Source organism: Leptolyngbya sp. PL-A3 (assembly GCF_039962325.1).
GTDB lineage: Bacteria > Cyanobacteriota > Cyanobacteriia > Elainellales > Elainellaceae > Vacuolonema.
In genome coordinates this window covers 45,287-72,120 of sequence record NZ_JAMPLB010000036.1, presented here as the reverse complement: position 1 = coordinate 72,120, position 26,834 = coordinate 45,287, and the positions used below count along the sequence as shown (strand labels likewise).

The 26,834-nt window shown below is 48.1% G+C and carries 21 protein-coding genes, 3 tRNA genes and 3 pseudogenes; 16 read left to right on the top strand and 11 right to left on the bottom strand.

Annotation, left to right across the window (positions count from 1 at the left end; genetic code table 11):
- The 9 genes and pseudogenes from NDI52_RS22925 to NDI52_RS22885 form a co-directional block, all read left to right on the top strand.
- A pseudogene (locus NDI52_RS22925) lies at positions 1-93 on the top strand (IS5/IS1182 family transposase); the annotation flags it as partial.
- A gap of 124 nt (positions 94-217) precedes the next feature.
- The gene (locus tag NDI52_RS22920) at positions 218-1,627 is read left to right on the top strand and encodes an efflux RND transporter periplasmic adaptor subunit (protein ID WP_190773569.1); all 1,410 of its coding nucleotides are present in this window, start codon (positions 218-220) and stop codon (positions 1,625-1,627) included.
- Between the two features lie 95 nt (positions 1,628-1,722).
- Entirely contained in the window at positions 1,723-4,971 is a 3,249-nt protein-coding gene (locus tag NDI52_RS22915) for an efflux RND transporter permease subunit (RefSeq protein ID WP_190773568.1), read from the top strand.
- Between the two features lie 412 nt (positions 4,972-5,383).
- Positions 5,384-5,457 (top strand) — tRNA-Asp (locus NDI52_RS22910).
- 181 nt (positions 5,458-5,638) lie between these two features.
- Positions 5,639-5,715: transfer RNA gene (locus tag NDI52_RS22905), tRNA-Ala, on the top strand.
- Positions 5,716-5,866: 151 nt separating this feature from the next.
- Positions 5,867-5,939: transfer RNA gene (locus tag NDI52_RS22900), tRNA-His, on the top strand.
- Positions 5,937-6,213: pseudogene (locus NDI52_RS22895) on the top strand (hypothetical protein); the annotation flags it as partial. The gene NDI52_RS22900 and the pseudogene NDI52_RS22895, both read left to right, overlap by 3 nt.
- A 212-nt stretch (positions 6,214-6,425) precedes the next feature.
- Positions 6,426-7,259, top strand: a complete 834-nt coding sequence (locus NDI52_RS22890) for a hypothetical protein (RefSeq protein ID WP_190773567.1) — start codon at positions 6,426-6,428, stop codon at positions 7,257-7,259.
- Positions 7,260-7,263: 4 nt separating this feature from the next.
- On the top strand, positions 7,264-7,908 hold the full coding sequence (locus tag NDI52_RS22885; RefSeq protein WP_190773566.1) for a ThiF family adenylyltransferase: 645 nt from the start codon (positions 7,264-7,266) through the stop codon (positions 7,906-7,908).
- On the opposite strand, the pseudogene NDI52_RS22880 reads toward NDI52_RS22885, so the two are convergent.
- Positions 7,884-8,084 (bottom strand): annotated as a pseudogene (locus NDI52_RS22880) (phytochelatin synthase family protein); the annotation flags it as partial. The gene NDI52_RS22885 and the pseudogene NDI52_RS22880 overlap by 25 nt on opposite strands.
- A gap of 15 nt (positions 8,085-8,099) precedes the next feature.
- Positions 8,100-8,267 carry a hypothetical protein gene (locus NDI52_RS22875; RefSeq protein ID WP_199307982.1) on the bottom strand — a complete coding sequence of 56 codons (168 nt, stop codon included), beginning with the start codon at positions 8,265-8,267 and terminating at the stop codon, positions 8,100-8,102.
- 342 nt (positions 8,268-8,609) lie between these two features.
- On the opposite strand from NDI52_RS22875, the gene NDI52_RS22870 reads away from it, so the two are divergent.
- Positions 8,610-9,968, top strand: coding sequence for a cytochrome P450 (locus NDI52_RS22870; RefSeq protein ID WP_190773565.1), 1,359 nt, complete (start codon positions 8,610-8,612; stop codon positions 9,966-9,968).
- Between the two features lie 200 nt (positions 9,969-10,168).
- Here NDI52_RS22870 and NDI52_RS22865 read toward each other — a convergent pair whose 3' ends face one another.
- Positions 10,169-10,648, bottom strand: a complete 480-nt coding sequence (locus tag NDI52_RS22865) for an Hsp20/alpha crystallin family protein (RefSeq protein ID WP_190773564.1) — start codon at positions 10,646-10,648, stop codon at positions 10,169-10,171.
- 385 nt (positions 10,649-11,033) lie between these two features.
- Between NDI52_RS22865 and tmpT the strand changes: the two genes are divergently transcribed.
- The 3 genes from tmpT (at position 11,034) to NDI52_RS22850 (ending at position 13,286) form a co-directional block, all read left to right on the top strand.
- On the top strand, positions 11,034-11,672 hold the full coding sequence (tmpT, locus tag NDI52_RS22860) for a thiopurine S-methyltransferase (protein ID WP_190773563.1): 639 nt from the start codon (positions 11,034-11,036) through the stop codon (positions 11,670-11,672).
- A 228-nt stretch (positions 11,673-11,900) separates the two neighbouring features.
- Positions 11,901-12,743: an ADP-ribosylglycohydrolase family protein gene (locus NDI52_RS22855; RefSeq protein WP_190773562.1), complete on the top strand. Its 843-nt coding sequence runs from the start codon at positions 11,901-11,903 to the stop codon at positions 12,741-12,743.
- 264 nt (positions 12,744-13,007) lie between these two features.
- Positions 13,008-13,286 carry an HU family DNA-binding protein gene (locus tag NDI52_RS22850; protein ID WP_190773561.1) on the top strand — a complete coding sequence of 93 codons (279 nt, stop codon included), beginning with the start codon at positions 13,008-13,010 and terminating at the stop codon, positions 13,284-13,286.
- Between the two features lie 144 nt (positions 13,287-13,430).
- Here the strand turns inward: NDI52_RS22850 and NDI52_RS22845 are convergent, their stop codons facing one another.
- From NDI52_RS22845 to NDI52_RS22825, 5 genes are all read right to left on the bottom strand, one after another.
- On the bottom strand, positions 13,431-13,592 hold the full coding sequence (locus NDI52_RS22845; RefSeq protein WP_190773560.1) for a hypothetical protein: 162 nt from the start codon (positions 13,590-13,592) through the stop codon (positions 13,431-13,433).
- 11 nt (positions 13,593-13,603) lie between these two features.
- Positions 13,604-14,095, bottom strand: coding sequence for a DUF4385 domain-containing protein (locus tag NDI52_RS22840; protein WP_190773559.1), 492 nt, complete (start codon positions 14,093-14,095; stop codon positions 13,604-13,606).
- A 237-nt stretch (positions 14,096-14,332) separates the two neighbouring features.
- Complete coding sequence (locus tag NDI52_RS22835; protein WP_242035917.1) at positions 14,333-14,443, bottom strand: DUF1016 N-terminal domain-containing protein; 111 nt, start codon at positions 14,441-14,443, stop codon at positions 14,333-14,335.
- Between the two features lie 277 nt (positions 14,444-14,720).
- Entirely contained in the window at positions 14,721-15,890 is a 1,170-nt protein-coding gene (locus NDI52_RS22830) for a ParB/RepB/Spo0J family partition protein (protein WP_190773558.1), read from the bottom strand.
- Positions 15,891-15,893: 3 nt separating this feature from the next.
- Complete coding sequence (locus NDI52_RS22825) at positions 15,894-16,802, bottom strand: ParA family protein (protein WP_190773557.1); 909 nt, start codon at positions 16,800-16,802, stop codon at positions 15,894-15,896.
- 659 nt (positions 16,803-17,461) lie between these two features.
- Between NDI52_RS22825 and NDI52_RS22820 the strand changes: the two genes are divergently transcribed.
- A complete protein-coding gene (locus NDI52_RS22820; protein ID WP_190773556.1) occupies positions 17,462-17,848 on the top strand; it encodes a hypothetical protein in 387 nt (128 codons plus the stop codon).
- 225 nt (positions 17,849-18,073) lie between these two features.
- Here NDI52_RS22820 and NDI52_RS22815 read toward each other — a convergent pair whose 3' ends face one another.
- From NDI52_RS22815 to NDI52_RS22805, 3 genes are all read right to left on the bottom strand, one after another.
- Positions 18,074-21,883, bottom strand: a complete 3,810-nt coding sequence (locus NDI52_RS22815; protein WP_348250397.1) for a CHAT domain-containing protein — start codon at positions 21,881-21,883, stop codon at positions 18,074-18,076.
- Between the two features lie 360 nt (positions 21,884-22,243).
- On the bottom strand, positions 22,244-22,564 hold the full coding sequence (locus NDI52_RS22810) for a hypothetical protein (RefSeq protein WP_190773554.1): 321 nt from the start codon (positions 22,562-22,564) through the stop codon (positions 22,244-22,246).
- A 353-nt stretch (positions 22,565-22,917) separates the two neighbouring features.
- Positions 22,918-23,907 carry a tyrosine-type recombinase/integrase gene (locus NDI52_RS22805; RefSeq protein WP_190773553.1) on the bottom strand — a complete coding sequence of 330 codons (990 nt, stop codon included), beginning with the start codon at positions 23,905-23,907 and terminating at the stop codon, positions 22,918-22,920.
- A 485-nt stretch (positions 23,908-24,392) separates the two neighbouring features.
- On the opposite strand from NDI52_RS22805, the gene NDI52_RS22800 reads away from it, so the two are divergent.
- Positions 24,393-24,737 (top strand): hypothetical protein, encoded by a 345-nt coding sequence (locus tag NDI52_RS22800; RefSeq protein ID WP_190789469.1) that lies wholly within the window; start codon positions 24,393-24,395, stop codon positions 24,735-24,737.
- A gap of 194 nt (positions 24,738-24,931) precedes the next feature.
- A complete protein-coding gene (locus NDI52_RS22795) occupies positions 24,932-26,695 on the top strand; it encodes an SWIM zinc finger family protein (protein WP_190775634.1) in 1,764 nt (587 codons plus the stop codon).
- The last annotated feature ends 139 nt before the right edge of the window (positions 26,696-26,834 follow it).

Sequence of the window (26,834 nt, the reverse complement as noted above, 5' to 3'; positions counted from 1 at the left end):
AAGAACTTTGAGCGTACTTTATCTCACGCCAAAGCCCAAATCGATCTTTGCTTCATCCGGCTAATGCTGAAGAGGCTTTCAGCCCCTTCTTAAGATATCAAATGGGCTCTATAAGCCATATATCCATCTAAGGGCATAGAAGAAATGAGCTAACACTACGTAAGACTAATAGTTAGTTTAACTAACTAAGAAATGTAAAGCAGTAGGGAAAAGCTGTATGTTCCCCCTTTCGCTGTTGAATTCCAGAAGAACTGGCATCATCTGTCGGGCTTCATTGGTCGTGTTACTGCTGGCATTAACAGGCTGTAATTTACCGAAAGCTGATGCTGAGCCTAGTAGTAGGAATGGTCAGGAGCAAGCCCAGGAAGAAGCTGCGGCCGTCGATGTGGCGATCGCCCAGATTGGCAATGTGGAGGAATCCCTGGAATATACAGGCACGACCCAACCATTCCGAGAAGTATCACTCCGATCGCAAATACAGGCTCAGTTATTGGATCTGGCTGTGGATGTGGGCGATCGCATTCAGCAGGGACAATCCCTTGCCCGTCTTGATAACACAGTACAGGTGGCTACCGTTGCGGAGGCACAGGCCGAAGCTGCCGCCCTTCAAGCTGAGGTAGCCAATGTTGAAGCCCAGGTTAGTGATGCTCAAACTCAAGTCACCCGCGCTGCAAGCGAGTTAGAACAGGCCCGTTCGGATTTGAGCCGCCTACAATTTCTTGCCCAAGAAGGAGCCATTCCAATTCAACAGCTAGAGCAGGCCCGGACCAACGTCGATACTGCGGAAGCAACGTTGCGGTCTACACAACAGCAGGTTCGCAGTCGGCAACAGCAGGTCGTCGCAGCACAACAACGGGTAGAGGCACAGCGGGCAGTTGTGGCTCAAGGGCGTGCACAGCAAGGATTTACCGTACTCAGTTCTCCGGTGACTGGCTCTGTGTTAGAGCGCAGTTCTGAACCCGGAAATATCATCCAGGCCGGGAGTGAAATCTTGCGTCTGGGAGACTTTAGTCAGGTCAAAGTCGCGGTTCAACTGTCGGAATTGGAGTTGAGCACTATTCAACCCGGCCAATCTGTCGAGGTTCGACTCGATGCGTTTCCGGAGAAAACCTTCAGCGGACGCGTAGACCGCATTTCTCCCGCCGCAGATCCGGTTGCCCGGCTTATTCCCGTTGAAGTCACAATTCCCAATCCTGGCGGCCAAATCGGTAGTGGTTTACTGGCGCGGGTCGTGTTCACTCAACGTACAAACCGATCGCGCGTTGTCGTTCCCGAAATCGCCTTACAGGTGAATCAAGACAACCGTAGCCAGTCATCAGGTGGGAATCAACCAGAACAATCGGCATCCAATTCTACTCAAGCTAACCCATCCGAGAAGGCTTCTGGAGAAGGGCGGAATTTACCCAGTGATATTGGCACAATTTTTGTTGTGACGGGTTCAGGTGACGAGGCAACCGTGACAGCTCGCTCGGTCACGCTCGGTAGGCAGGGTGATGGCCAGGTTGAAATTATCTCGGGCTTGGAGGAGGGCGATCGCTACGTTGTCCGCAGCACTCGGCCGCTTAAAAACGGAGACGCCATTCGATTTAGCGTTCTATCGGAACAGGAAAACCCTCCAGAAGGATAAGGAAACGTATTGGCTGCTGAGTAAACGATAGCGAATTGACTCAGTGTCATTCCATCTTTGTACAATCCTTCCCTCACCCTTTAACCCTTTCTCCTATGGCATCATCTCCTTCTTTCAGTATTAGTGCTATTTCTATTCGTCAGCATATTGGTACGCTTATGCTGACGTTAGCCGTTATCGTGATCGGAGTCTTCTTTATTACGACTCTTTCGGTTGATCTGCTACCATCCATCACCTATCCCCGTATTGGTGTCAGGGTAGATGCACCGGGTATCTCTCCCGAAGTTGCGGTCGATGAAGTGACCCGGCCTCTGGAGGAGGCCTTAGCTGCAACCGAAGGTGTTGTGCAGGTCTATTCCCAAACGCGGGAAGGACAGGTCAGCGTGGATTTGTTCTTCAGGCCAGGTGGCAACATTGATCAGGCCTTAAACGATGCCACGGCCGCCTTCAACCGAGCACAGGGCGAACTACCTGATACTATTGAATCTCCACGCTTATTCAAAGTAGACCCTGCTCAGTCTCCCATTTACGAGATGGCGGTCACCTCCACGTCCCTCAGCCCGGTAGAGTTACGGGTCTTTGCGGATGAAGAATTAGCACGAGAGCTGGGCGTTGTGGAAGGAGTTGCTGCCGTTGATGTGGCAGGGGGAGAAGAAGAAGAAGTCCGAGTGCTGCTCGATCTAAATCGCTTGCAAGCGATTGGGGTTGGTCTGCGTGACGTTCTAACGGAGTTGGAAGAGGACAACCAGGACATTTCAGGTGGACGGATTTACGGCAGAAATTCAGAACCCCTGACACGGGCGATCGGACGGTTTCAGGATGCGGAGGAGATTCGCAATTTATCCTTTGCTGCCGGGGGTACAGACAGTGGAACCCAGGAGACAGAAACAGCTCAGGGTAACGAATCTCCAGCCCAAAGTACACCGACCAATCGGGTCTACTTGCGAAACTTCGCTGAGGTCATTGACGGCACTCGAGAACAGCGGATTTTTGTCAATTTGAATGGACAACCAGCCGTTAAAGTTAGTATTCAAAAGCAACCCGATGCGAACACCATTACGGTTGTGAAAGGTGTGAAACAACGCCTGGAGGAGTTGCGTCAGCAGGGAGTGATCCCAGAAGATATGCAACTGGTCACAACTCTGGATGAATCGGTATTTATTCAAAATGCAATTTCCAATGTGACATCCTCTGGATTGATTGGGGCAGGATTAGCGGCGATCGCCGTTCTACTATTTCTCGGGTCCGTTCGGCAGACTCTCATTATTGTGCTGGCAATTCCTCTGGCAACCCTGGCCGCCATTATTCTGATGGGGGTCTTCAACCTCTCCCTCAATGTTTTCAGCCTGGGGGGGTTGGCGCTAGGCGTGGGGATTGTGGTAGACAACTCGATTGTGATGCTGGAGACGATCGCTGAAGGCGCGGGAGTAACGCCTGGACAGAATAGTAAAACCCGTCTCAGCTCCAAGAAATTGATTCAGCAGTCGATTGAAAGCAGCCAGTCGATTGAATCGGCGCTGATTGCTTCAACCAGTACAAACCTGGTTGCTGTTCTCCCTTTTCTATTGATTGGTGGATTTATTGCCCTGCTGTTTAATGAATTGATTTTAACGATTACCTTTGCGGTTGCAGCCTCCATTCTCATTGCCGTTACGGTTGTCCCAATGGCAACTTCACGGCTTTTAGCTATTCGCTGGTCTACAGGCATTGATAAGTTCTGGTTCTTACGCCAATTTAACCAGCGGTTCATGGCTGCAACTAACGGCTACGGTCGTTTCCTCGGCTGGGTTTTAGATCACCGATGGTTGGTTGTTACAAGCATCGTGTTGATATTCGGGGTGAGCGGTGCTTTTATGGCAACTCGATTACCTCAGGAAATCCTGCCGCGCATCAATACGGGGCAGGCAAACCTGATTGCCCAATTTCCATCCGGCACGCCCATTGCATCCAACCGCAAAGTCATGGATGAAGTGGATAAAATTGTACGGGCACAACCCGAAACAGAGTATGTATTCACAACCATTGGCGGCTTTTTGTTTGGTAGCAATACCAGCGAAAACCCACTGCGGAGTTCCAGCACCATCACTCTGAAGCCAGGAACCGATGTGGAAGCCTTTGTTTCCAGAGTGACTCAAGAATTTCAGAAGCTTAACCTGGTTGATATACGGCTACGGCTCAATCCTGGGCAGGTGCGTGGCTTAATTCTTAACAACTCTCCTGTGCGTGGAGCAGAGATTGATGTAATTTTGCAGGGCAATAATGAGCAAACGCTGAATCAGGCGGGGCGTCAAGTGCTTGAGGCATTAGAGCAGCAGGCAACGCTGGCCAGTTTTCGCGCGGATGCCGATCCACGTCAACCGGAGATTCAGATTCGCCGCGATCGCGAACGGCTGGCTGCTCTCAACCTGAATATCCAGGATATTGGTGATACGTTAGAAACGGCAATTCAGGGGAGTGTAGCGACCCAGCTGCAGCGGGGAAATCGGTTGGTCGATGTACGGGTGGAGTTAAACGATGAAGCCATTAGCCGCCCATCCCAGCTGGCAAGTTTACCCCTATTCACAGCGAATAACCGTCCCATTCGCCTGGGTGATGTGGCAGATATTGAAGAAGGGCAGGCTCCAGGCCAAATCCAGCGAATTAATCAGCGGCAAGTGTATATTATTGCAGGCAATCTAAATGAGGGAGCTAACCTGGGAGATGCGTTGAAGGAGGTAGACCAGATCATCCAGGGCATAGATCTACCAGCAGGAGCCAGTTTACTTCCCAGCACGGCTGCTCAAAGTAACCAGCAATTGCAATCCTCCCTTCCGATTCTAGGAGGGCTGGCAGCTTTTCTCGTATTCGTCGTGATGGCTGTGCAATACAACTCCTTAGTAGACCCATTGGTGATTCTCTTTACCATTCCACTGGCATTAATTGGCGGTATCTTTGGGTTGTTCCTGACTCAGACAGCCGTAGGTGCCACCGTTATTGTGGGGGCTGTGCTACTGGTAGGCATTGTTGTTAACAATGCCATCATTATGGTTGAATTTGCCAACCAGATTCGTGAGGAGAAAGGAGTTAATCGTCGTGCTGCCATACTCAGTGCAGCTCCTCAACGCCTCCGCCCAATTCTTATGACAACCATTACGACTGTTCTCGGCATGTTTCCCCTGGCATTGGGATTGGGACAAGGAGGTGAATTTCTTCAACCGCTCGGAATCGTGGTGTTTTCTGGACTTTCCCTTGCAACATTATTAACGCTGTTCATCATTCCATGCTTTTATTTAATTCTGCATGATGTATTTCGCGATGCAGGAGAACAATGGTTACCCCGAAGACGTAAACGACGGGCAGCCTAACGGATACTATTTTTCAGGAGAAGCAAGTTGTGGCAGAAGAGCCATTCCCATGTTTCCTCCTTAACCTACAGCGCTTTGCGCTTGAATCAGCCACGGTTGTTTTTGTGGGAGCCGCGCGCAGCGCGGCTCTCACAAAAACAACCTCTTACAGCGCTTGAAAAGCGTTGTAAGAGGTTGTTTGAACAGCTGATTTTTCATGCGCTTTGCGTAAGAAAAATCAGCTGTTGAGAGACTTTTCAAAGCATTAGAACCATTATTCGAACAAGCACTCTCTCCTATTTCAAAAAATCATGGCACAGGGTTGACAACTTGTAGTGTGATTGTAGTATAACTGTAGTATTAACACTGTAACCTCTCACGAAGGTTCTGTAGTAACCCCTCCGAACCTGAACAAGTGAATAATTTCCATCTTGAGGATGTAGCTTAGCGGGTTAAAGCACCAGTCCGTCGAACTGGATATTGTAGGTTCAAATCCCATCACCCTCGCTTTGTTTCCTATTTTTGGGGTGCTCTGTGCCTTATAGAAAGGAAATCTTGAGCATCGTGGACGAAGAGATCAGTTGCCGTGTCTCTCAAGCATGGAGAAGTGGGTGTAACTTCCCGCCGATGCTGCCAATAAGGATGCGGCTCTCTCTTGATCTGGGTTCGCCTTCCATTCGGTAATCATGGGTCTGTAGCTTAATTGGGAAAGCGTCTGCCTTGCAAGCAGGAAGATGTCGGTTCAAATCCGACCAGAATCCACCAAAACCTGGGTCTGTAGCTCTAGTGGCAGTAACCGGCAAAGCTTACATACAACTTCCTGTTAAGAAGCCAAAAACTGCTTTGTGAACTTGTACGAGGGATGAGTGCAACTCTCATCGGGAGGTGATTGGTTCGATTCCGATCAGAGCCACTGCGACTGAACCCGAAGTGGTGGAGGGGCTGGTTTGTGACACCAGTGTTAGCGAGTTCAACCCTCGTCAGTCGAGGGGGAGAACGTGGCTCCCTACTTCGGTGAGGTCTACAAGACCTATTACCGGGAGCTGGCAGTGATGCCCAATGTCGTGATTGTCCGTGTCGGTGGTTACTGCAACTGGCTGGAGAGTCAACTGAAGGGACAGCAAGCGCCTGTAGAGACGTTCTACCTTTGCGGGGAACTACTACAGCTTACCCAAGCTTGTACCGCTGCTGACGCGCCCTTCTCGGCTGGAGTTGCTGATGGAGATTCTGGACACGCCATTGCCCGTGCGATCGGATAAATAGGAAGTTGGACTGCCACATCTCTTTGGGCTGGGTAGTCCCCTTCCTTCCAGCCAGGGAAGCTAAAGCCATGAAGGTCAATACATGGGGCATGCTCAAGCTGCTAAACCGTCTTCCAGAGCCGCTGGTAAAAAACTGGCTGGAGCGAACGGGGATGTGGCTGATGCCTACCACTCGGCACTAAATTCAACCACACTTGCACGCAGGAGATTACGATGACTGACATCCGTAAGCTACTCAACCAGATTGCGAGTGCTGAAGCACAATTGCAATCAACTCAATTTCTCGCACCTTGTGTTAAGGGTGGACGAGTTCGGACACGGGTGACAGGAATGGTCTACACCTTCACTTCTCAACCTCGGCAGTTTGAAGGATGGGGCATTTTTCGGCCTGTGGATGAACAAACCGCAATGCTAGTTGAAGGAGCAGATTTACCCCAGATCGCTACTTACTTGCAGCAGTTTCTAGTAGTTCGATTGCGGTTGGCATATCGTTTACAAAATCAAAGTTGGCTGGCGTATCCAATCAATGAAGTGGATATGCGGCAGCGGTTTAAGGCAGTTAAACCTTTGGTTGCTCATCTGGTGACAGAAGGCGTTGCCTTTGAGCAAGTTCTCGCTCGCTGGAATGGAAATTCCTGTTGGTTTGAGGACATTGATCGCCGCGCTGACCCTGCGATCGCTGAAACCTTGCAATCCAACCTCAAACAGTTAACTCCCGTTGAGGAATTGCAATTTAAGGGGATGACTCCAGAAATGCGAACGCTCTACGAGTTAGCGGCTCAGCAGATAGAAAAATTTGCCCAACCTCAACGGGATGAAAAGCGACTGCGGCAAGCTCTCAAATTGGGTGGCGGTGAACTACACCAGCTCCAGGATCGAGGGGATTACTGGACAGTGGATTGGACAACATCAGATGGTGTGCGTCATACCAGTGCGATCGCTAAAGGCGACCTGACCGTTGTCAGTTCTGGTATTTGTCTGAGTGGACGCGATCGCGACTTCGACCTGCAATCGTTGGTAGGTGTGATGGAACATCGGGAGTGGTGAGATAATGAGCATCTTTTTTCATGAGCAGCTTCACCGGACAGATGTGGTAATGGCGAAGCTAAAGAATTTCCCTGTGACCATTTGTGGTGCAGGAGCCTTGGGTGCAAACCTGGCTGAAAATTTAGTTCGTGCTGGATTTGGCAATCTGAAAGTTATTGATCGCGATCGCATTGAGGAACGGAATCTGTCAACTCAACCCTACTACCGTTCGGATGTTGGTGCATTCAAATCCAAAATCTTAGCCAATAATCTGTATCGGGCGATCGGAACCAAGGTAGAAGCCGAAACCAAAGAGTTGACTGCGGTAAATGCTGCTCAACTCCTTAGAGATAGTGGCTTGATTATTGACGTCTTTGACAACAGCACCTCTCGTCAAGCCGTAAAGGATTATGCCGATCGCACTGAGATTCCTTGCCTTCATGCTGGGCTTTCTGCGGAGTATGCAGAAGTTATTTGGAATGATGCTTATCGAGTTCCGTCTGATGCCAATGATGATGTCTGTGATTATCCTTTAGCACGTAATTTGGTGATGCTAACGGTAGCGGTAGCTTGTGAGACAATTGTCTCTTTTATCGCAACAGGTAAACAACAGCATTACACACTTACTTTAAAGGATTTAAGTGTTCAGCTTCTTAATCTGAACTGTTGAGCGACCACATCGGGGTTTAATACTTCACGAATTGATGAATTATCAAAAAAGTTCTCTTGCGTGAATACATGGTAAGGCTCATACTGGGACGCTACAGGGGCAGGAATTCCCAAACTATTAAGCACCATCACCATACTTGCAACACCATAGTATGCTTGATTTACCTGTGTTATAAATTGGCTGCTAAGATTTCAAAAATCCTCTTCTGCTTCACGTTCTAGCAAAAGTTCCTGGTCCGGAGGAGAGTTAAAGGCAATCAAGTCGGCAGGTAGGGGTAGGGTTTGAGCGATCGCTCTACCACCCAGAAGTCCCACTCCGAACAGCAGCAGGGCCGGTAGCTTTCTCCATCGTGATGTCATGGGCGCAGTTCTCATCGATGTGTCTTAGGGGCAGTATGAATTGCCTTCCCATCATAGTAATGCGCTTTTCATACCGATCTGGTTTTACAAGCCCGTGAAAAAACTGAGCAGCACCCAGCCTAACTTTTGGCAGTCACAACCGCGCTTTTGCCGTAGAAGTGGGACAGCAAGACCGCTTGAATGCCAACATCTTGAGAAACAGGAATATAGCCCCACCTCAAGACCGTGAAAGTTTCTAGTATCCATATTGCTCATTAGATTCCAACACTTTAAACTGATGCAGTTCCATGGGTCTAACGACGAAATCAATAAATTATCATTTCTACCCACTTACTTACACTTATGATTTCAAAAAACAATCTTCCTGCTGGCCCACAATCTCCTCGCTGGCTGCAAAAAATCCAGTACACACGGAATTCAATTGCCTACATGGAGGCTGCACAGCGATATGGAGAAATTTTTAATGCTCCTGTCATTGGCAATCACCCGGTTGTGTTGTTTGTCAGCAATCCCCAAGCAATCCAGCGCATCTTCTCGAACGACACAAAGCAATTTATTGCTCCGCCTAATCAACTGCTACAACCATTGACTGGGGATTACTCCATTTTTGCCATGGAGGGTTCTCGCCATCGTCAGGAACGTCGATTGTTAATGCCTCCATTTCATGGTGAGCGGATGCAAACTTATGGAGAATTAATTTGTGAATTGGTTGACCAAGCAGTGGCTTCGCTGGAAATTGGTACTCAGTTTTCTGCTCGTCAGTTAGCGCAAGAAATCTCCTTAGCCGTGATTCTTAAGGTCGTTTTCGGAATTGATCAAGAGGAACGCTTCCATCATCTCAAGTCACTCATTGTTCAATTCACCGATTCACTACAATCTCCTTTTATTGGTGGTTTGCTTTTCTTTCCGTCTTTACAAAAGGATTGGGGGACGCGAAGCCCTTGGGGATATGTGCGGCATCTGCAACGGCAGATGAGGGAACTGATCTATGCTGAAATTTCCAATCGTCGTAGTCAGCAGCATGTGGGTTCAGACATTCTGAGTTTGCTGATGCTAGCCCAGGATGAAACGGGCCAACCCCTGAATGATGCCCAATTGCATGATGAGCTATTTACGCTTCTGTTAGCGGGTTATGAAACAACTGCAACGGCGATCGCCTGGGCACTGTATTGGATTCATCGCCATCCTGAAGTTGGCAAAGAGCTACTTGTAGAACTGAGTTACCTGGGAAAGGCTCCAGATCCAACTACCGTTGTACAATTGCCCTATCTCACTGCCGTCTGTAACGAGTCTCTACGCCTTTTCCCTGTTGCAACACTCACCTTGCCCAGAGAGGTCAAAGAGCCTGTAGAACTGATGGGTTATCAATTAGAACCTGGAATGAGACTGTATGGTTGCATTTATCTGACTCATCAGCGCCCAGATCTCTATCCGAATCCTAAATTGTTTAAGCCAGAGCGCTTTTTAGAACGGCAATTCTCTCCTTACGAATTCCTTCCATTTGGTGGTGGTACGCGCCGTTGTATTGGGGAAGCATTAGCTCAATTTGAGATGAAATTAGTGATTGCAACCCTGCTTTCTCACTGTCGATTAGAACTGGCAGATTCATCTCCTGAATACCCTCAGCGGCGAGGGGTGACCTTTGCTCCGGCTAGGGGGGTACAGATGGTTCTGACTACGAGGCTGGGAGGCGTGACGTGAGTCAATATTCAGGCTTGACTAAACTAATCAAAAAGCATCAGAGGATCTGCTTGGTGGACGAGAACCTGATGCATTGACAGACCACTAGATCCAAGCAGTGGTGGCCGCTGTCATCCAAGAAAAAACAGGGGGCAAATTGCCACCCTGCTTATGATTTCACACTTTAGAAAAGGCTATTACTACAGCCTCAGTCAGCTGAATTAGCTGTTGGCCTCAATGGCAGGTTCGCTCTCTGAGGTCACAGGTGTATTGCTCAGACTGACTTTAATAACCTGATTTCGGACTTCAGGGGTCTTCGGCAGTGTCAGATGCAAAATGCCATCTTTATATTCGGCTTGTATCTGGTCATTTTGTACCGCAGCAGGGAGGCGAAGGACGCGATGGAACTTGCCGTAGCGGAACTCAGAACGAAGTATATTGTTGTCCTTCTGCTTGGACTGCTGGTGACGCTCACCGGAGATGGCGATCGCTTCTCGGCTTACCTGAATATCAATGTCCTTGGCTTCAAGGCCAGGAATTTGAGCACGGAGCGTAAAGGCATCACCCGTATCCTGTAACTCAATGGCCGGTGTCCAGACACTCGATTGAGTGTTGGTCGTGGTCAGTTCATCAAAGAGATGATCAAACTGACGACGCATGGCTTCAATTTCGTAGAGGGGATGCCGGTAACGGGTCAGCATAGAAGGGGTTGGGTAACGATTTAGGTGTTGAATCATCATGTCCCTATGGTGCCGCAACGTCTGTATAGCAGGGGGGAGGTAAACTCGACAGTTTAAGGTGAAATTCCCGCAACTTACAGCGTTTTTCAATCACTTAAAATCCGGTTGTTTTTATGAGAGCCGCGCTTAGCGCGGCTTTCATAAAAACAACCGGGGCTGTAGCGTTGAGGCAGGTAATCCAGAAGCCTTTGAGACCTCAGTGATATTCATTATTTTTTTGTGCAACTACTGCTTGACTTCAAGTCAACTTGAAGTTGTATCTTATCTTCAAACACAACTGAGTACAAGACCCACGTTATTAAGTTCGTCGCATGTGATTGATATCTTGAGCAGCAAAGGAGCTGATATGGAAGCAAGTTTCTGGCATCAAAAATGGGAAAAGGGTGATATCGGTTTTCACCAAAGTGAGGCAAATGCATTACTAATAAAACATTTTGAAGGATTAAATCTGGCCAAGGGTAGCCGTATATTTCTGCCTTTGTGTGGCAAGACACGCGATTTTGCATGGTTGCTGGCTGGTGGTTATCGCGTTGTCGGTGCAGAATTGAGCGAACTCGCAATCAACGATTTGTTTAATGACCTTGGAATCGAGCCAGAAATTTCCAGAGTTGAAAAATTAACCCGCTACTGCGCAAAGGATATCGACATATTGGTCGGTGATATTTTTGATGTATCTGTTGAAGTTCTTGGACTTGTTGACGCGATATATGACCGAGCAGCGTTGGTTGCAATGCCAGCAGACATGCGGAATCAATATACGTCACACCTGATAAAAATCACGAATGCGGCACCGCAGTTGCTGATCTGCTACGAATACGATGAACAACTAATGGATGGACCCCCGTTTTCAGTCAACGAAGCAGAAGTAAAACGCCATTATGCGGCCGCTTATCGATTGAATCGTGTTGAACATAAGGATGGTGGCCGTAGATTAAAGGGAAAAGTTGCGTCAATTGAGACGGTTTGGTTGCTCCAAAAACCTTAAAGGGCTAGGTTTATATCATCCACTACGGCGGCGCGGACACTACCGCCGCAGCCGCACGAACTGATACGCCTCAAGCCGCCATCCTACAGAATTAGGGCATATCATCATTGGTCCGCAGGGTGCCGTTGAGCTTGCCTGTTAGCTTACTTAATGGTTTGTAGGAATGCATACAGCTAATCTGTAGTTATCGCAAGGTTAGCCTGAGTAGAAGCTTTTTGAGAGGGAGAGATGTTATTAGAGTTAGCGATTGGAGATGCATACGGTGCTGGATTTGAATATGCTTCAAAGCAGGTTCTGGAACGAAATAATTTATCTGGTTATTTCCAGCATCCCCGCTATCGTACCCGCCCGGGTCAATATACGGATGATACGCAAATGAGTTTAGCGATCGCAGAAGCAATTGTGGCAGACGATCCTTGGACACCTCTAAACCTTGCTCGTCGTTTTGTTGACGTCTTCCATCGTGATCCTCGTGAAGGTTATGCTTCACGCTTTTACGCATTTCTACAGCAGACTCAAACTGGAGAGCAGTTCCTTGCTCACATTCAACCTGTAAGTGATAGAAGTGGGGCTGCGATGAGGGCAAGTCCAATTGGTATTTTCACAACGCTGGAAGAGGTATTAAAGCGAGCATCGATTCAAGCGCAGCTGACACATAATACCGCTGCTGGAATTAGTGCCGCTCAGGCCTCAGCCTTGATGACGCATTATTTTCTCTACAACCTGGGTGCTAAGTCAGCACTCGGTGAGTTTCTTGATCGCCATGTTCCTGGGTATCAGTGGAGTGAGCCGTGGCAGGGCGAAGTAGGAGCCAAAGGATGGATGAGCGTTAGAGCAGCAGTGACAGCAGTGCTTCCTCACACAAGCCTCTGTGCCATTTTGCAAGATTGCATCAGCTTTGGAGGTGATGTTGACACGGTGGCAACGATCGCATTAGCGGCTGCCAGTTGCAGCCAAGAGGTAACTCAAGATTTACCGCAGCATTTGGTGGATGGCTTGGAGAACGAAGCATACGGGCGGGATTATCTGCGTCAACTTGATACTAAATTACTAGAGAAAGTCCAGCGGTAATTGTTGTATTTGTGTGAGTGGAGGACTTAGTAAGCTGGGGCGATCGCTAATGAACTGATCGTAAAATTGATATTTAAGCTGATATGCATTCCCTTCTACATTGATGCAGTGAAGTAGAGCATCTTCAGAAAAGCAAGCTCTAGATAGAAACTACCTGTGGCAGTACTATTGCAAACTACTAAAAGCCTATTGCAGAAATGTTGCCATTTGTAATCTAATCGTTATAATGGCCTGCAAACTCAAAGAAATTGTTGGGGATCCCTTATGAACAAAGGTGAACTGGTCGATCAGATAGCTGAGAAGGCAAACGTTACCAAGAAGGTGGCAGATGGCATATTATCGGCCGCGATCGAAACCATTATGGAATCTGTTTCTCAAGGGGACAAGGTAACGTTAGTTGGATTTGGGACATTTGAACCTCGGGATCGTCAGGCTCGTGAGGGGCGAAACCCCAAAACTGGGGAAACCATGACTATTCCTGCGACAAAAGTTCCTGCATTTTCTGCAGGGAAAATGTTTAAGGAGAAAGTAGCTCCTCAATAATTCTATTGAGAAGTCGCGATACAAGATTTGATTGACCAGGAAATGGGCATTGGCCCATTTCCTGGTTTTGCTTGATGCTTACGCTTACAAAATGCTTTGAAGTGTTACTTAGGGAAAACTCCTTTCACAAAATCTTGTTTCTGCTTACAGGTATCTCACATTTACGGCTTCCCAGTTGGCTTTTGGTTCATTGGTGATGTGAAAAAGCACCTCGACCTGTCGCCCTTCTGCATTCAGACCAACAACCCATAGCCCTCGGCTCGTTTGTTCCTGAGCAAAAATGCCTTTCAGATCTGAGAACTTCACATCGCTACTCCCTACTGAGAACCTGAACTTTTGACAGCAGCGGTTTCAAGGCGTTCGTACTGCTCACGATGGCGATCGCTCAAGCGAATATATTCCAGGTCCGTCTTAGCCAATTGCCACTTCTCATAAAAAATTCTGGCGGATTCAGCTTTAATCGGATCTTCTTCTCGGGGCAGAACTGTTTTCGACCCTGCTACATATTTGCGTCCTGACTTGTGATTGGCATAACGACGCGATCGCGTATAACCCATCTGTAGAAACTTTCGCGCCATGTCCATTCCAACGAAATCGCCTTGGGTCTTGTACTGGAGAAACAGGTTGTAAATTCTATCAGAGGATTGACGGGCAATTTCTGGGGTTTTGAACTTCCAGTAGGGCAAAATTTCGCTTTTGTAGGGTTCAACTAGCAAAACACCCTGTTCGCCCTTCCCGATGCGGTACAGTTCTGGATGCTGCCGAAAGTCGATTAGCTTGAAATCGAGTGAATAATCAAATTCCTTCATCTACAAAAGCTTAGCTAAATTCAGGATTGCCACGATTGACCCAGCTTCTTTATCTTGCCTCAATCTATTACTGATAAAATCGCTCTTCTGACATACTGCACTTCCAACATTCTGTATATGTATTTGGGTAAGGATAGTGCCAAAATGCCCAACACCTGTTGGACATTTTTGAGGGGAATATTGAGTAAGCTTCTGCAAACGCTCGCATATTCAGGAGATTAGAGCATGAAAAAACGCTCATATCGAGAACTCCTTTTTGAAGCAGCTTGCTAACCTCTCAATGACTTTTGCTCCCCAGCCTTGCTCCTGTTGTCGCTGAAGAATCTCCCTGCCAAGATGCCAGTACAACAAACTCAAAACTCAGGAGATTTCCAGCAATAAAATTACCTCTGTGATGTGGATGCTTTGCCCGCTTTGCGGGCAAAGCATCCACATCACAGGTAAATTCTTACGCAGAAATCTCCTCAGTTCTCGATTAACTGAAAGAGCGACTTAGAGTTGAGCCTGTTGAATTCGTTCTTTTAAAGACTGGAAAAAGCTTTCATACTTGCCCTAAGATAGCTTACTGCCCATGATCCTTTCAATAAACACCCACCCAAATAGAGCCCTCAATAAGGGCCTGTGCTTACACAGCTCCGATCATCCTTTCAATTTCTTGGAGCTTATTTTTCAGAGCTTGCCTCAATTCCTCTAATTGGTCTTGCTCAATTTCCTGTAGCTCAATAGATTGAATGGTTTTGATTGCCTTCTCAGCTACTTTAGGTTGTTTGACCTTAGAGTTAGTTGTTTGATACTGCTTTAAAGTGTCTTTTACTAAAGCTTTAGTCTGGCTTAGCGGCAGCTTTTCTTGAACAACTTTTTCTGATACTTCCAATCGAATTGAGCGAGCTTTTGACTCACTCACCTCTAATAGCTCCGCTGTCAGCTTGTTCAACTCTCGGGCTTTACTACTTTCGAGTCCTTCCGATTTGATAACCTGCTTCAAATCTTCTGGTAGATCTAGTAAAGGAAAGATGTTGTTACTAATGGATACTGGATGGAGTTGCAGCCCCAGAAGGACAGCAAAAATATCTCGTTCTTCTACCTGCTTAAATCCAACTGATTCAAGCCATAGTTCCTGCTCTTCATGGTTTGCAATTCTAATTTCCGATAGCTTTGATAACTGTCCACCTCGTTCAAGCCTGCGAATAACAGACTTAAGGGTTTTAGGAATTGTTTTTTCCTGATCCTCAAAGTAAGGATAGCGGTGAGTAATGAGCCGGACCAGAGCCGCCGCCAAATCTAGATCATGTAATTTTTGAGAGTGAATACTGGTAACCAATTGTCCCTCAAAAATATCTCCTTCATCTACTGCTTCTTCTAGCAAAAAGACGGCCTTAAGAGTTTTCCAACCCAACAGGCTAGCAGCTCGCCACCGCAGCTCCCCCTCAAATAAAACGTATCGTCCGTTGGCTTGAGGAACAACAATGATTGGAGTTTTCTGGCCATGCCGGGTCAAACTCTCTGCTCTTTCTTGAATCAGTATTTTCGGAAAAGTTGCTCTGGGTTGGTTGGGATCAGGCTCAATCAGACTAAGGCTAATTTCATGGGTTCCGCCTGTAGCTGCAAGCTGGCTTGTTAATTCTTCTATTTGTTGTTCTAGAGCAACTTTTTCCTGTGAGCTTAATGTACCTGACCGGAGTTGAGTGAGCTCGGCCTCAAGCTCTTCAACTCGATTCTTTAACTGGTGAACTTGATGAGATTGCCCCGCCTCACCAAATAACTGCTTCATACCGACTGGTTTGGGTGCTGCCATCTTCTATTCCTCCGTCATCAACTTCACTAAATCATTCACAATCGGGTTGAAATCTTTCACCGCATTACTACCCGGGCGGTATAGATGAAGTGGCAAACCAACTCCACAGGCTTTGATGTAGTAATTTGACTCCCTGATATAGGGGAAACAGCGAATTCCCATTTGTTCAATTAAAGCTGGCAATGTTTCGCTAGTGTCAATGTCTTTTCTGGGTTTTCCCTTTTTGTCTAGCCCTAAAATATCTCGATGGGTTCCAACTTCGTAGAGATCAACTCGCGTTGGAACAAATCCCATAATTTGAGGTTCGGGCTTTAATCGCAAATCATTAATTTTGCTGTAGTACCACTCCAAAAAACCTGCAAAGCTTCCAGTATCTTTGTACTCTGGCTTGATGGGTACAAGAACATGGGTACTGGCTGCTAAAGCTAATAAGCCCATCGGTTCTAAAGATGCAGGAGTATCAAAAATGACCAGGTCGGAATTAATGGGATAGTCATCCAATCTGTCTTTGAGGCTATAGTGGCGGCGATCGTAGAGATAGACCTCTCGAATACTTTCTTCTAGTGCTTTTCCTCCCTGAATTGCCGTTACCGTAGAAACGTGGTTAGTCCATAGGGGAGTGAGCGGATAGTTACCATCGAAGCTTTTTTTAAGCACTGCTGCAACAGATTCTTCATATGAAGCAGAATCAAGCCGTGCAAATATACGTAGTGAGGCGTTTTGATCTAATTCGATCAAGGTTACTTTATAGCCTTTTAGCCCTACTGCGTAGGCTAGATGAACGGCCAATGTTGTTTTACCTGAACCTCCGGCATTACTCGCGATTGTCAACCGAACTTGTTTTTTTGCTGTCTTTTTTCTCATAGAACCTAAAAGGATTGCTGTAGCGAGTGAGCTAACATCCGCCAACATGAAACTGTGCCTGGCAGGCGAGACTAACGTTAGTCCACAAAATTTATTGAGTGCAATACTAAATCACAGGTAATTGCAAGAAAGCTATGTTTGCACTACCCAGGCACTTCAGAAGCTTAGAACTACAGTAAAAGGCATGGGAGCGTTACGTTAATGTGGACTAACGTTAATCCACAAATGAAATTATAGAGCTGCTAGGCGATCGCACTTACACAAAACCGATCAAGTTTTTTGATCTTATGTGGGTACTGCTTATAGTCACGTTACATAACACGATGTGAAACTAAGGTGGTTGCATGAAAATTTTGTTAGGTGCCACTAAGCAATACATACGTCCTGGCCCTGGTGGGATATTAATTTACGTTTTCAACCGGTGATGTATCATTGCCCTTTTCTGCTGTGTAAATGATTCACTGACTATTCATTACCAGAGGATGACCCTTACCCCCTAGGGAGTTTGCTCTAACTTCAGGTGATTGTGCAGCCATCGCCTACAAGCGTTTCAGAAGGTGATGAATAATCCAGGCTAGAAAACTTTGGATAACGTGGTGCTTCAAACCCACATAGATTGGAGATTTTCGTGAACAAGAATCGGGCTTGGCTGCATCATATCGAAACGCTACACACACTCAACCCAAACGTGCGGATGCTGGTAGTGTGTGCGCGAGTTGGGCCAGATTTATAGATCTATCGAAACTCAGCACCAAAAAACAATTCTGCTTGACTTTCCCGACCACCTGGCTAATCTCTCCCGTTACCATCGTGCAGATCATCTCTTTGAACTTAGGGGAGTATTGGCGCACCTCTACGCGCTATCGAAGCCTTGCAAGATATTGATACTCTGGTTGCAGTTATCCCCCCTCGAGTTCAATCCCCAAAACCTGGTAGTAATACCTCACGAAAGCGATAGCTACTACCGGTTTAAGTATCTCCATAAACGGCGATCGCAGATTCAGGTTCCTCTGCCCCACTCCATTTCACCCCGCATTCAAACCCAAATTCAACAACAATTTTCCTGGTTCTACAGCAATGTGCGGGTTGATTAAGTACGGTGGTGTGGGGCACGAAGTGCCCCACACCACCGTTGCTGTACTTAACGCACTCGCACGTTGCTATATCAAACCTTTTATCCTGGTTTCTGGCCAGTAAAATTCGGCAAACCTATCAATGAGTTATTGCTCTAGACGGATGAATGGGTTGTAGTGAAAGGGATACAAGGTACCCCTTTCACTACAACCCATTTATACAGTTGAAATATAAGCTTGCTAAAGCTACCAAGGACTACCAATCATCGTAAAGGATGCCCAGAAGTAAGGATGAGTGAGGTCAATAGAAGTATCAGCAATGTCAGAAGGAATGGAAACGACTGCGCCTCGTGTGGTGATCAGTTGGTTATCGGTTAATTGAATTTCGCCACGTAGCAGAGCCAGCTGCGTTTGTCGTAAGGCTTCGGAACGAGTTGGGGCTTCCTGGAGTTGTTGATAAAACTCGCTCATAAAAGCCAGCGTACCCGTGTCACTCACATACCAGAGGCTAGCCAGCACCGATCGCACCCCAGCCTGCACAGCCAGACCACCAAACCCAAGTTCAGCCTGTTCATCTCCTAGCGCCGTTTTGCAGGCACTCAGCACAAGCAGTTCCACGGCCGGACTGTTGAGGCGCAGATCCCGCAAGGCATCCATGGGTAAGCGGCGATCGCCAAATTGAATAAAAGAGTTTTCCAATTGCCCCGGCAGAAACTCGGCATGAGTGGCTAAGTGCACAATGCTGTAGGGCCGCTCGTATCGGCTCTTGAGCAAATTTACCTCAGTGAAGTCTTGATTGAGATAGGCCACGCTATTGGGTACGGCTGCTGTGACAGCCTCCAGTTCAATAGGAACAGCAGGTAAGGGCTGCAAGGTATCAAACTGGGATGCCCCCATAGCCAGAATAGGCACCTGGCGGAGGTCGTGGTACTGGGTGTCCGTAAGACTGACGCTAGGCATCAGACCGATACTGTAACGTTCAATCAAAAACTGCTCACCATCGTAGAGAACCGAGAGGGGGAGCGATCGCAATCCCGTATCCAAAATAAACGCAAGATTGCCAATGTTCTGAGTTTCTAAATTCGCTTCTAAAGGAGCAATAAGCCATTCATAAAGCTGCTGGGCAGGAACTCGATAACGGTTCGATTGCAAGCGGTTCGGTGCTGTAATTTCATTGATGAGCTGTTGTCGTTGCTGGAGCACCATGGCACGGGTGACGCCTTCTACACGATGCCGCACCACATCTCCGCTGGGCAGTACCAGAAGTAGTTCTAGCTCATCACTAGCTTGGGGTTGTGCTGTGAGTAGGGGAGATTCAGTGGAATTAGGCTGTCCCAGATAGTTGGTGATTTGCTGGGACGCGATCGCCTCACGTTGGGCGTAGCCATTGGGCAGGGAAATGCTCGTGGAAGCAAAGCTGATATAGATCAGGGCAGGGGGAATGCCTGTCTGATCTGCCAGGGCTAGCAATGTGTCTCTAGTTGCCGAGATCTGAGGATACTCCAGGGGTTCGTCCGTAATGACTCTGGGCTCATTGCCTCCTCCACCGCAATCTCCCGTGTCAGAACAATTAATACGGGGCAGGCGGGGCCGAGGGCCAGACGGAGGGCCAGACGGAGGGCTGGAATATTCCGTTAGGATTTGCACATTGCCACGGGTCTCACTACCAGGAATGGATTCGCCAACCGCAAAGGTATTTACTCCATCGGTAATCGCTCCTACACTCCCATTCTCCCCAAAGTTCTCGCCAATGACGAAGGGGGTATTACCGTTGCCGCCATGGAGAACGGTAATGGCACCACCACCCTGACCACCCGTGGAAGAAATGCTGCTGACGACCCCATCTCGATTTAGCGTCGAACCGGTTGCCCGGAAAAATCGACCCACTGTAATATCGACGGTGCCACCGATACCTCCAGCACTTCCATCAGCGTTGATGGAGTTAACTTCTATGTCGCCACCCTCTGCTGTAGAGGTTAAGGTAATGGCTCCTCCGTTTCCCGAATTCGCTGACGATGAGTTGGAAGCCGAATTCAAGAAACCTGTTGTACTGTCTCCGTCAGCGGTTAGGCTGATGGCTCCACCATCTCCTGCTGTGCCAGAGCGGGATTCTGACGAGGAGTTTAAGTTGTTGGTCGTAATGTTGCCTCCAGCATTGAGGATGATTGCCCCTCCATTGCTTGCTGTGCTGATGAAAAACGCACCAGAATCGGAAGAGAGTGAGGATGAATCTATACTTTCTGTTGTAATGTCGCTACCTGCTGTGAGGGTGATCGCGCCTCCGTTTCCTGCGCTATAGCGCGGACGGGAGTAAGTGTTCAAATTCCCCGTTGTGAGGGTGCCACCGGCAGAGAGGGTAATCGCGCCTCCATTCCCGGCGGCTGAACTGGTATCGAGAGTGGTGACGTTGATGTTAGCCCCTGAAATCGTGATATCCCTTCCAGCAGCAATAATTGAGCTACCTTCATTCATCACAAAGTCACCCACTCCAGAGTTGTCGGCATCGGCTCTGAAGGTAATGCTTCCAGTTGTTCCAATCCCAAAGCTAGCCTGAAAGGTTATTGCTCCATCATTCAGTGTATTGACGGTGATATCGTTACTCGCCTCCAGAAGAACATTGGTACTGCTTGCTAAGGCTTCTAGAGCGCCTTCTGAAAGGGTGAAGGATGCCTCAGGGGAATCTGTAAAGAGAACCTGTCCATCAAGGATTTCTGTATCATTATTGCTATTGCCCCCGGTACCGACGCCCCCCGTACCATCAACAATGGTGATATTGGTAGGGTCAAGCAACAGGGTACCGAGTTGACCGTTGACGGCTGTCAAATCCGCCTGACCATTAAACAGCAAATTTTGGGCACCCGATACCTCCACAAACCCGCCATCACCTGAGATAGCTCCACCTCGAGCGGAAACCGTTCCAAGGAATTGAGTTGTGTCATCTGCCCAAATGATTGCCCGTCCCCCATCCCCCTGACCGGAGGCATCTACGGCGATCGCCGAATCCTGACTGACGTAGGTACGCGAGGCATTGAAAACATTACCCTGGCCCTGGTAGTCACCGCCGATGCGGATAGTGCCGCCATTTGTGCCGGAGGCGTTGAGGTTAGCGTCGAGGAGTGCGACGCGATCGCCCAACACATTAATCTCCCCGCCCGTCCCCGCCGCATTCAACGCTCCCGCTACCAGCGTTGTTCCATCTTGCACAGGCACATTCGCGCCACCCAACCGAACCGTACCATCCGGGTTCACTGTAATTTGTGAGGCAGCGGCTACATTGCCACCTGTCAGTAGTTGGGGAAGCGATAGAGGTGTGAGATTTACAGGATTCAAAGCGGCATCCCAGGTACCATTGACCGCTTCTAATTCCAGACTGAGCAGGTTACCTGACTGGCTCAAGCGCACTCGGTTCTCACCGGGAACAGCTGCTAAGGTAATGGTGCCACTGGGTGCGGTGAGGGTGCCCGTATTAGCTACGGTTCCTCCCAGTAAGGTGATACTTTCACCGGAAGGCACCCTGAGGTCAGCGAAGTTAACAATACTTCCGCTATTAGCTAACGAAAATGCAAAGCTATCGGGATTACCCACCAAATCAGCATAGCTGTTGTCGCCAAAGGCATTGAACCAGTTGTTACCGAATCCCATCCCGTTGGCTGTGGTGGCCAGGAATGACCCGGATAAATCCAATCGAGCATTGGGACCGAAGACAATCCCAGCAGGGTTCATCAGATAAAGGTTTGCGCCATCCTGCACTTGAACTAGGCCATTCAGGATGGAAGCATTACCTCCAGTGACCCGTCCTAAAATATTCTCAATACCAGGTTGTGTGAGAAATGTAGCAATTTCATCGGTACTCAACCCTAACTGCTGAAAGCTGTGAAAAAGATTTTCCTGAGTGCGGGTGCCACCAGTAATGGTATAGCGATCGCCTTCCCGTATAATTTGCGTCCCAGTTCCGTCATTAGCAGGAGTGATGGATTGTGCGAGCAGTGGGACAGGAGTCAACAGTAGAACGAAGATCGAAATGGGAAGCGATCGTCTATACATTACAAAACCCATACTCTAGGTAGACGCGAAGATGGCTGAATTTATCACTGAAATGAGCAGTTCCCAACGAATGCTTCTAAATAATTTATGATTGCGAAAAAACTTATGATGAGTTCCATTTTCATCAAGTAGCTCTCTTCATTAGCAGAAGCAAGCCCTTACAGCCCTGGTCGATAGCCTTTAGTATTCGTGTGCTAGTGCCGTGCTTCTCTATACCAAGGCGTTAGCAGCCAGCTTGGTAGTGATAGTGATGCGATCGCTCTCGATTTGCTCATAAAGTGGATTTGTGTAAGCCCTATATCTCTAATGCTGAGAACTGTCTTCTTGGTCACCCTACGAAACACTTTCAATTTAGAGAGCGCTTCCTGCTGGCTATTCCTCTGGGATTTCGATATCTGCTACTGCTTGGCGATCGATTAAGGCTTGAAGCATTGAGAGCTGCTGTTCTAATTCTGTAAGTACTTCCCGTCGCTGGATTCTTGACCTCCAATCGCGATATTTTTCACTACCTGCTTTGCCCAAGTGCTGATTCTTATATTCAGGATTCTTGCTGCTGAGCTTGTAGTAGAGGTACTTCCCCTTAGGCACAGGACTAATCCAGACATTGATGGGAGCGATACTGCCAGACCTCCGGATGCCATGAATAAGTTGAAGAAGCCGTGCGCGTTCTGCTTCTAGATGAGGGCTACCCATTTCTGCCGATTTACAGTTAGACCGACAGAATTATAGAAATTTAATTGCTAGTGTGATCGCCAGAACGTTACAAGATGTTTTAAAGGTCGTTTTTCCGTGCGTGAAACGCGCGAAAAAATAACCTTTAAAGCAGCCCCTAGTACGCTGAGGCAGAAATCCATCACCTATGTTTTGTGTGGGGTGCTTCGCACCCCACACAAAACATAGGTTGCGAACTTAGGCCGCAGCCTACTAGTTTCATATGCAGCGCTTTTCAAGTGCTTAGAATTTAATTGTTTTTGTGAGAGCCGTGCCGCGCACGGCTCTCACAAAAACAGCCGTGGCTGATTCAAGCGCAAAGCGCTGTAAGACCTTTAATCCAACTGCTCCGTTGCCTTAAGAAAAGCTCGTTTGGCGGCCAATTTATTCTTGCGATTGGTGTAGCGTTTGAAACTGCGAATGTCTCGGTGCCGCGATAGTTCCATCGCTAAAGCTGTGTCCATTTCCAATTTGACAATTAAATTGGTGCAGAAGGTATGCCGCCCACGGTGTGCATGCAAGTCAATCCCTGTGTACTCAGCCAGTTGTTTCATGACCTCCTGCACCCCCCAGTATGTTAACCGTTGCCCTTTGCTCCGATTGGAGTTGGAGATGAATAAGGGGCTCTGTGGTAGAACTTCCTGTCCTGTTGATCGTGCTTGAACTTGCCGTTGATGGATGTAAGCATCTAAATCAGTTCGTGCCTGCCGAGTGAGTGGCACTTCTCCCACACTATTGTGTTTTGCTTCTCGAACCACAACCTGCGACCCATCGTAATCCTCAAAGTTGAGGTTGATGGATTCCTCTGCCCGCAAACCATGTAGCAAAACCGAGAATAGTGCGCGATCGCGCACTGGGTCACGACTGATTTCTGAAATGGCTGTGTAAATCCGCTCAACTTCGTCATCTTCAAGCTCCTGGGATTGCGCCTCCGGAACCTTCTCCTGTTTCACGCCCGTTGTCGGGTCATGAGAGAGGTACTCTGACTCCAGCATCCACTTATAGAAGGTTTTCAGTGTGCGCAAAATCCGGTTGACCGAATTAGGAGCCAGTTGCCGCTCTTGCAAGAGATATTGCTTGAACTGTGCTACCTGTCTTCGGGTAACAGCGACCCAGGTCTGTCTTGTCCAGTCCATAAAATACTGCAAGTCTCGGCGGTAAGCTTTCTCACTCTTTGGCTTGAGCGATCGCGCTGCGATGAACTCATCCACCTTCACCTCTCTGAGATCCTTCGGAGACTCCAAATTAGTAGTCGGGGCTCTAGGAGTTTCTTTGCCACCGGTCAGCGACACAATTATGGGATCAGGAATAGTTGTGCGTTTCATGGCGATCGTTAGATAACAACAAGTGACTGCTAGATACTCCTCTCCTCTTGATTAAAGCGCGAGATGAGGAGAACGAGAATGAAGACGTGTAGACAGACCTAGCTAAGTAAAAATACTTATTCTTTGAGTCACTATTCTCGACATGGAATTATTATCCGGAATATGATACTCATCAGACAAGTTACAGCGCTTTGCGTTTGAATTAGCCACAGTTATTTTTGTGAGGGCTGCGCTCCGCGCGGCCCTCACAAAAATAACCAGATTTTAGGCGCTTGAAAAGCGCTGTAAGTTGCGAAATCAGGGGATGCGATACAGTCGAGGCAATATTTACGTTTGAGGTTGCTATGCTGTCGCCGTTTCCAGGTATGAATCCTTGCCTTGGAGGCTATCTCTGGGTAGATGTTCACAATGCCCTAGCGAGTAAAATTCGGCAGCAATGGGTATCCCATCTGTGACCCCGTTATACGGCATGATTAGAAATTTACATGGTAGAAGACATCGCTCCAGAAAGTGAAATTGGTATCCTCTATCCAAACGTGGAAGTTTTGCGTGTAATGTCTTCAGCAGGGGGACAGATTGCTGACATTGCTGATAAAACTGGAGGACCGGAGGGGCGATTGGTTTTCATCACAACGGTCCCTTTAACCCTGCCGATGCTTGCTCCCATTGATATTCGGATTCCAATCGTCGAAATTCATGATGCGGCCAATAGTATGCTAGTAGGCTGCGGCCTAAGTTCACAACCTATGTTTTTGTGTAGGGTGCGAAGCACCCTACACAAAAACATAGGTGATGGATTTCCGCCTCAGCGTACTAGTCTCTTGTATTAAAATTCTTTCACCCGTCAACAAACGAGAACTCGGATTGACACGAGGCGTTCACGGCTATTGATGAGGAAGCGGCTTATGATTTATCCATTAATGACCGTTAGACTCCGCCACCAACTTTCTCCGAATCGGAGGGCTAGTGGATGGATCGGCTTCTTACACCACTGCGCGACGTGAAATAACAAGGGTTAATCAATATGGCAGCATCTATCTCTGAAGCGATGATTCGGCATCATACAACGGCAAATTCCTGGAACCAGGGAGAAGATTACTACCAGGGGGGAGCCGTTACCGATATTGTGCAAAGAGGAAACACCATTTCTGCTGAGGTGGAAGGGAGTGATGTTCGACCCTATCGCATTGATATTCAGCTTGATGCAGGGGGTGTCAAATCTGCTCATTGTAGCTGTCCCTATGTTTACGAAGGCTGGTGTAAACATATCGTAGCGGCGGCTCTAACCTCGGTGCGCCAGCCCAAGCGCATTCAACAACGGCCTACATTATCACAGCTTCTGGATCGCCTGGATCATGTAAAAACTCAGCAGTTAGTACAAGCGTTAGTCGAGGAACAACCCACACTCATTGATGTCATCGATCGCCAGGTGACGCTGCTATCAGCATCGGCAGCACCGGCTCAGACAACGCCAGCGCGTCGGCGTGCATCGTTCGATACGACTCCTTTTCGGCGGCAGGTGAAGCAGATTTTGCGAGAAGGCGTGCGATGTTTGGAAGATGGCTATGACGATGATCCCTTTACCGATGCCTTGCTGAACGTTGTTGAGAAAACCTTGAACTTTGCCAGAAATGGTGATGGCTATCATGCGATCGCCATCTTGTCTGCCATCACAGAAACCTATGTTGGGGAATGGGACGAGCTTTGTGAGTATGGTGGGGATTCCTTTTCAATTACTGACCCTTTGGATGAGGCCTGGACAGAGGCGATCCTCAGTACGGATTTGAATGAGTCAGAAGCCGTGGATTTGGGCGTCATGCTGGATGAATGGCAGGATAGCCTGGATGCAGACTTCTCGATGAGCCTTGCAGCCTTGCAGCAGGGCTGGGACGACCCAGAACTTCAACGAGTACTGAACCAAGGCCGTGGGTATTCTGACCCAGCTCGACTGGAATCTTCTTTCGGGCAAAAACTGGCTCAGATTCGACTGCAAATTTTGGATCGTCAGGGACGACAACAGGAGTATTTGAACCTGGCGCGGGTTGAAGGATTAATCCTGCAATACCTGACGCGATTAGCGCAGACGGGCCAGATTGAAGCGGCTATGGAAGTGGCTCAGGAACGGATGACGACAGCGGAGGAAGCCTTTGCTCTGGCGCAGGTATTGCGGGAGGGTGAACATTTAACAGAGGCGTTGGCGATCGCCCAAGCCGGTCTTCCTCTGACAGGCAATTGTTGTTACACCCTGGCAGATTGGACGAGTAATTTGGCAGAAGGTATGGGAAATTTGTCTGTTGCTCTGGAAGCTAGTATTCGAGCGTTTCAGTTGCAGCCGAACTTCTCTGATTATCGACGGGCTGCCCATCTTGCAACGGATCAGTGGGAGTGTATTAAACCAGATTTGCTCAACATGCTACGGCAATCTTCCGACTGGCAGAACCGGGAAGCCAAGGTTGATATTTTTCTGTATGAGGGACTACTGGATGATGCGATTCGTGCAGTGGAAACGGATACCTACTACCGCTCTGAATTGCTATATCGGGTGATGCAAGCAACGACATCCACCCATTCGGATTGGGTCATTAAAACGGCACGTAAACAAGCAGAGCCGATTATGTCACAGGGAAAATCCGATCGCTACCAGGAGGCGGTGAAGTGGTTACAGCAAGCCAAAACTGCCTATGAGCAATCAGGGCAGAAATCGACTTGGACTGATTACTTCAATCGATTGCAAGTGGATTACGGCCGTAAGCGTAAGCTGATGGATTTATTCAACCAATTGCGGTAGCTCGACATGGCAAGAAGCTTACCGGATAAATGTTGAAAGTGTGCCATGCTATCAGCCGAGCAGTCTCAAGTGCTGCACGGAGCGGATGGTTATGGATGCTAGAATCCATCCGTTTGTATAGCCGCAGATCTTAGGTGCG